Annotated in this window: 6 protein-coding genes; 3 read left to right on the top strand and 3 right to left on the bottom strand. The window is 71.2% G+C overall.

Translation table 11 applies throughout. The features are described 5' to 3' along the window. Positions 1 to 3: 3 nt before the first annotated feature. The 3 genes from D7W82_RS21665 to D7W82_RS21655 are packed head-to-tail and all read left to right on the top strand — an operon-like array spanning position 4 to position 2,843. The gene (locus D7W82_RS21665) at positions 4 to 1,005 is read left to right on the top strand and encodes a MoxR family ATPase (RefSeq protein ID WP_120620167.1); all 1,002 of its coding nucleotides are present in this window, start codon (positions 4 to 6) and stop codon (positions 1,003 to 1,005) included. Continuing rightward, the gene (locus D7W82_RS21660) at positions 1,002 to 2,309 is read left to right on the top strand and encodes a DUF58 domain-containing protein (RefSeq protein WP_120620166.1); all 1,308 of its coding nucleotides are present in this window, start codon (positions 1,002 to 1,004) and stop codon (positions 2,307 to 2,309) included. The genes D7W82_RS21665 and D7W82_RS21660 overlap by 4 nt, the downstream gene beginning before the upstream one ends. Before the next feature lie 9 nt (positions 2,310 to 2,318). Beyond that, positions 2,319 to 2,843: an N-acetyltransferase gene (locus D7W82_RS21655; protein ID WP_120620165.1), complete on the top strand. Its 525-nt coding sequence runs from the start codon at positions 2,319 to 2,321 to the stop codon at positions 2,841 to 2,843. Here D7W82_RS21655 and D7W82_RS21650 read toward each other — a convergent pair. The 3 genes from D7W82_RS21650 to D7W82_RS42570 form a co-directional block, all read right to left on the bottom strand. Further along, positions 2,840 to 3,283, bottom strand: a complete 444-nt coding sequence (locus D7W82_RS21650; RefSeq protein ID WP_120620164.1) for an inorganic diphosphatase — start codon at positions 3,281 to 3,283, stop codon at positions 2,840 to 2,842. The genes D7W82_RS21655 and D7W82_RS21650 overlap by 4 nt on opposite strands. After that, positions 3,280 to 4,293 carry a stage II sporulation protein M gene (locus D7W82_RS21645; RefSeq protein WP_120620163.1) on the bottom strand — a complete coding sequence of 338 codons (1,014 nt, stop codon included), beginning with the start codon at positions 4,291 to 4,293 and terminating at the stop codon, positions 3,280 to 3,282. The genes D7W82_RS21650 and D7W82_RS21645 overlap by 4 nt, the downstream gene beginning before the upstream one ends. Before the next feature lie 103 nt (positions 4,294 to 4,396). Further along, the gene (locus tag D7W82_RS42570; protein ID WP_370451050.1) at positions 4,397 to 4,849 is read right to left on the bottom strand and encodes a 5'-nucleotidase C-terminal domain-containing protein; all 453 of its coding nucleotides are present in this window, start codon (positions 4,847 to 4,849) and stop codon (positions 4,397 to 4,399) included. Positions 4,850 to 6,000 lie beyond the last annotated feature (1,151 nt).

The following is a 6,000-nucleotide window of genomic DNA, read 5'->3' as shown; positions in this document are numbered from 1 at the left end:
CCCATGAACGCCCCGCCCTTCTCCCCTCCTCCCTTCCCGGACACCGGCAACGCCGTGCGGTCCGCGAACGCCATCCGCGAGGGCGTCCTCGCGGAGGTGCGCAAGGCCGTGGTCGGGCAGGACGAACCGCTGGAGCTGATGCTCTGCGGGCTCGTGGCCGGCGGGCACATCCTCCTGGAGGGCGTGCCCGGCGTGGCCAAGACGCTGATGGCCAAGGCGCTGTCGCGCAGCGTGGGCGCGGACTTCAAGCGCATCCAGTTCACGCCGGACCTGATGCCCGCGGACATCCTGGGCACCAGCGTCTTCGACCTGAAGTCGCAGGCCTTCGTGCTCGCGCGAGGCCCCATCTTCACGGACCTGCTGCTGGCGGACGAAATCAACCGCGCCCCCGCGAAGACGCAGTCCGCACTGCTGGAGGCCATGCAGGAGCGCGCCGTGTCGCTGGAGGGTAGGAACCTCCAGCTGTCGCCCATGTTCACGGTGTTCGCCACGCAGAACCCGGTGGAGTCGGAAGGCACGTACCCGCTCCCCGAGGCGCAGCTGGACCGCTTCCTCCTGAAGATCGACGTGGGCTACCCCGCGCCGGAGGAGGAGGACGCCATCCTCGAGTCCGTGCACCGGGGCTTCGACTCGGGCGACCTGGCGCGCGCGGGCGTGAACGCGGCGGTGACGAAGGACGACCTGATCCAGGCGCGCGCGGCGCTCAACACGGTGAACGTGGAGCCACCGGTCCTGGGCTACATCCGCAAGCTGGTGGCGGCGACGCGCGGCTCGCCCAACATCCGTCTGGGCGCGGGGCCGCGCGCGGGCGTGCACCTGTTGCTCGCGTCGAAGGCGCTGGCGGCGCTGCGGGGCCGCGACTTCGTGACTCCGGACGACGTGCGCTTCCTGGTGGGCCCGGTGCTGCGCCACCGCCTGCTCCTGTCGCCGGACGCGGAGCTGGACGGAGCCACGTCCGCGGACGTGCTGCGCGAGGTGGTCCAGGGCGTCGAGGTCCCCCGGTGATTCCCTCCGAGCGCCTGTGGGGGCTGCTTGCCCTGCTCGCGCTGCCCATGGCGCTGGCGGGCTTCTTCCCGGGCCTGGGCGGCGCGGTGCTGGCGTTGGACGCGCTGGCCGTGGCGCTGGCCGCGTTCGACTTCCTCCAGGCCCGCCGCGTGCGGCTGGAGGTGGAGCGCCTGCTGCCGGAGCGCCTCAACGTGGGCGTGGCCAATCGCGTCGAGCTGCGGCTGGTGCACCGGGGCGGCGGCACGGTGGAGGTGCGCGTGAAGGACGACGCGCCGCCGTCGTTCACCACGGAGCCCTCGGAGGCCACGCTGCGCCTCACGCCGGACAGCCAGACGCAGTGGGTGTACCGGGCCACGCCCGCGAAGCGCGGCAAGTTCAGCTTCGGCGCCGTGCACGTGCGCGTGCGCGGTCCGCTGGGGCTCGTCTCGCACGAGCGCACCTTCCAGGCCGAGCGCTCCGTGTCGGTGTACCCGGACCTGCGAGGGGCCCGGCGGATGCTCTTGTCCGGCGCGGCGCTGGACCTGGTGAACCTGGGCTTGCGGCAGCTGCGGCGCGACGGCCAGGGCAGCGAGTTCGCGCGCCTGCGCGACTACACCCAGGGCGACAGCGTGCGCGACGTGGACTGGAAGGCCACCGCGCGCCGGGGCAGGCCGGTGACGCGGGTGCTGGAGTCGGAGCGCTCGCAGGCGCTGCTCATCTGCGTGGACGCGGGGCGCTCCATGGCGGCCCAGGTGGACGGCCTCACCAAGTTGGATCACGCGGTGAACGCGGCGCTGTTCCTCGCCTTCGTGGCCATCCGCAACGGGGACCGCGTGGGACTGGCGCTCTTCGCGGACGGAGTGAAGGCCTACCTGCCGCCCGCCGCGGGCCGGGGCCAGTACCGCAAGCTGGTGGACACGCTCTACTCCGCGACCCCCAGCCTCACGTACGTGGACTACCTGGCGCTCTTCAAGGAGCTGAACGTGCGCCTCAACCGGCGCAGCCTGCTGTGCGTCTTCACGGACTTCCTCGACGAGGAGCAGGCCGGAACGCTGGTGGCCCCGCTGCACCGGCTGGCGCGCCGCCACGTCCCGCTCTGCCTGTCCGTGAAGGACACCGCGTTGCAGAAGCTGCTGCGCACGCCGCCATCAGGACCGGAGGAAGCGTTCCAGCACGCGGTGGCGTCGGAGCTGCTCACGGACCGAGAGGTGCTCAAGGCGCGCGTGAGCAAGGGCGGCGTGCAGATGCTGGACGTCGCGCCGGATGAACTGAGCCTCGCGGCCGTGAATCGGTACCTCGACATCAAGGCGCGCGGCGTCCTGTAGGGGAGCCACATGACCCGGAAGGCATTCCAGACGGCGGACTTCACGGCGGAGCCCGTCGACGACAGCGAGACACACGTCCTGCAGCCGCTCCTCGACCGCTGCGAGGACTACCACCAGCTCGCCTATGGCCGTCCCGCGCTCCCGGATCAGGCCCGGAACATCCCCAACGAACGGCCTCCCACGCTCGCCCCCGGCCAGGGGCACCTGTTCGCGCTTCGCGACGCGCAGGGTGGCCTCGCGGGGATGCTCGAAGCCCTGCGCGACTTCCCGGCGCAGGGTGAGTGGTACCTCGGCCTGCTGCTCCTCGCGCCGGAGGCCCGGGGCCAGGGCCGGGGCGAAGCCGTGCTGAACGCGTACGCGGACTACGTGCGCGCGAACGGCGGCCAGTTGCTGCGCGTGGCGGTGGTGGAGCACAACGAGGTCGCGCGCCGCTTCTGGACACGCATGGGCTTCCAGCCGGAGCAATGGGTGGGCCCCATCGAACAGGGCCTCCGGTGGAACCGGGTCCTGAAGATGACGAAGGCCCTCGGCTAGAGCTCGGCGCCCTCGCGCAGCCAGCCCACGAAGCGCGTATCGGGCACGTCGCCGCGCACGCGGTGCAGGCCTCGCTTCAACAGGGCATAGACGCGGAAGAAGCGCTCCAGCCCCGCGCGCTCCGAGGGCGTCATCGGATGCGTCCCGCACACCACCTTCGGGTCGCCCTTCCCCGCGTCGATGAAGCCCAGCACGGCCACCACCGGCACGCGCACGCGCTGCCCCTGCGACAGCCGAGGCCCCAGCACCACCGCGTCCAGCGGGTCCCCGTCATCCGACAGCAGTCCCGGAATGGAGCCGTAGTTGTACGGACACGGCAGCGGCGACACGAAGTCCACGGAGCCGTCCGAGCGCCGCTTCACCATGGAGAAGCGCGGGCACTCAATCAGCACCTCCGGCTCGCGCGGCAACGGAGGCACGGCCAGGTCCGGCCCGCTCATCCCGTCAGCTCCGCCACCGCACGCGCATCCCCGCGCCGGCCGCGCATCCAGTCCGACAGCAGGTACGCGTAGACGCCCGTCCCCACCGTGAGCGCGAAGCCGACCTTGAAGGCCACCGACAGCTTCGGCGGGTGGATCTGCGACACGGTGCCTTCGATGAAGCCCGCGAGCACGAACAGCACCAGCGTGCCGAACAGCAGCTTCACCGCCGTCACCGCCTCCTTGCGCAGCGCCTGCCCACGAGACAACCCGCCCGGCGCCACCATGCCCCGCGCGATGACCAGCCCCGCCGCGCCCGCGATGCAGATGGCCGTAATCTCCGGGATGCCGTGCGGGAGGATCCACGCCCAGAACCACCCCGCCATCCCCTTCGCCGCGTACACCTGCGCGAGCGCCCCCAGGAACAGGCCGTTGACGAACAGCATCACCGCCGTGCCCAGCCCCAGCGTGACGCCCAGCGCGAACGCCAGGAACGCCACCTGGATGTTGTGCGTGAAGAGGAACGTCGTGAACTGGGCCTGCTCCTCCACCGTCATGCCCTTGCCCGCGGCCTCGTCGGCGGCGCGCTTCACGGGGTCCATGCTCACGTGCTGCTCGGGCACCAGGTAGTGCGCGGCGTCTGGATCCACCACCATGCCCACGTAGCCGAAGCCCGCGCCCGCCAGGAACAGCAGCACCGACGCCACGTACATGCGCCACTCGTGGTGCAGGAGCGCCGGGAAGCCGCGCGCCACGAAGGCCCACACGTCCGCGAACCGGGGCCGGCTGCCCGGGTACGTCAGCGCGTACGCGCGGCCCACCAGGTCGTTGAGGTACGCGCTCACCTCCGCGGAGCCGCTGCGCGCGCGCACCCACAGCAGGTCGCTGGAGACGGCGCGGTACAGCTTCCCCAACGAGCGGGCCTCGTCCAGGCTCAGCTTGCGCAGCCCCTCGCCCTCGGACTTGTCCAGCAGCGACTCCAGTTGCTGCCAGCGCGGACGCCGCGTCTCGATGAACTCCGCCATCTCCATGGGCCCACTCTAGCCGAGCCCCGGAAACGGCAAGGCGCCGGCCGCCCTCCCCGTTTCGAGGGAGGACTCCGGCGCCCCGGTGCTTCTCAGGACCGCGGAAGCGCTACTTGATGAACTTCTCCAGCGGCTTCGCCTCGGTGGAGGCCTGGGCCTCCGTCCACTCGACGACCGGCGTCTGCCACGCCATGCCCGTCTCCGCCGGGTCCGTGTCCAGCTTCTCGAAGTCGAAGCCGTCACCGCCGAAGTACAGGTACTCCACCGTGGCGACCGTGTACTCCTTCTTCGGATCCAGCGCCTTGCCCTGGGCGTCCTTGAACTTGCCCTTGCCCGCCGGGGTGAAGCCGGCCACGAGCGCGTCCGGGTTCGCCAGCTGCTTGGCCAGGTCCTCGCCCTTGAGCTTCACGGTGAGCAGCGAGTTCTCGAACGGCATCGCCGAGTACACGCTGCCCAGCGTCACCTCACCCTTGGCCAGGCCATTGCGGATGCCGCCCTTGTTGAGGATGGCCCCGTCCGTGTTGAGCTGCGTGCGCACCGCGCCCGCCACCCACTTCGCCATCAGCGGCGAGTCCTGGGGGATGCCCGTCTTGGTGAAGCCGATCTTCCGGCCCAGCGCCTGGTCCACCTTCGTCTGCCACTCCGCGATGCGCTTCGCCGTCTCCGCGTCCGGCGTGCCGCCCGCCACCTCGACGACCTTCGTGTCCACGCCGGTCAGCTTCTGGCCCGCCGCCTTCTTCGGGTCGAACTTCAGCTGCGCGCGCAGGTACGAATCGAAGCCGCGGCCCAGCGACGCGTAGGTGGTGTCACCTTCCGTCTTCACGCCCGGGGCGTCCGTGCCGCAGCGGCCGCCGGCCACCAGCGACACCTTCCAGTCCGCGTGCTTCGCCAGCACCGGCTGCAGGTCCGTGGGGCACTGGTCCGCGACAATCACCACCACGTCCGCGCCCGCCTTGCGCGCCTCCGGAACGGCCGTGTTCAGCGCGTCCTCGTTGGGGGTGACCTCCAGGCCCTCCGCGCGGCCGGACATCGCCGTGCGCACCGTCTTCTGCGAGGTGAGGCCCACCACCGCAATCTTCAGGCCCCGCCGCTCGTAGACCTGGAACGCGGGCATGGACAGGTCCTTGGCCAGCGCCGCGTCCGTCACCTTCAGGTTCGCCGCCAGGAAGGGGAAGCCCCCGGCCGTGCGGTTCTTCAGGAAGGAATCCTTGGCGTACGACAGCTCGTGGTTGCCCAGCGCGGAGGCCGCATAGCCCATGTGCCCCATCACTTCGGCCGTCGGAGCCCCCAGGAAGAACGAGGAGATGGCCGGGCCCGTCCACAGGTCGCCCGTCGTCAGGGCGAGCGTGCCGGCATCCGGACAGGTCGCCTGGCCGTCCTTCAGCGGACCGGCACAGTGCTTCTCATCATTCACCCAGCGGCCCATCAGCTCCGCGGCGCCGCCCTTGCCCTCGACGGGCAGCAGCTGGCCACGGGCGCTGCCGGTGACGAGCACCGTCACTTCATTGGGGACGGCGGGCTTCGCGGGCTCGGCCGCGGGAGGCGGCGTGGCCGGGGCCGGCGGGGGAGTCTTCTCACAACCCGCGAGGGCTCCCAAGGCGAGGACCAGCGCGCCGGACGACAGCGTGAGCTGGCGGGTAGGACGACGGAAGGGACGCAGCGAGAGAAGGTTCGGGTTCACGGCCCGGCCTTTAGCACATCCCCGCCGTGGTA

Origin of the sequence: Corallococcus sp. CA049B, from assembly GCF_003611685.1 — a bacterium.
Lineage (GTDB): Bacteria > Myxococcota > Myxococcia > Myxococcales > Myxococcaceae > Corallococcus > Corallococcus coralloides.
This window is presented reverse-complemented; position numbering and strand designations above follow the sequence as displayed.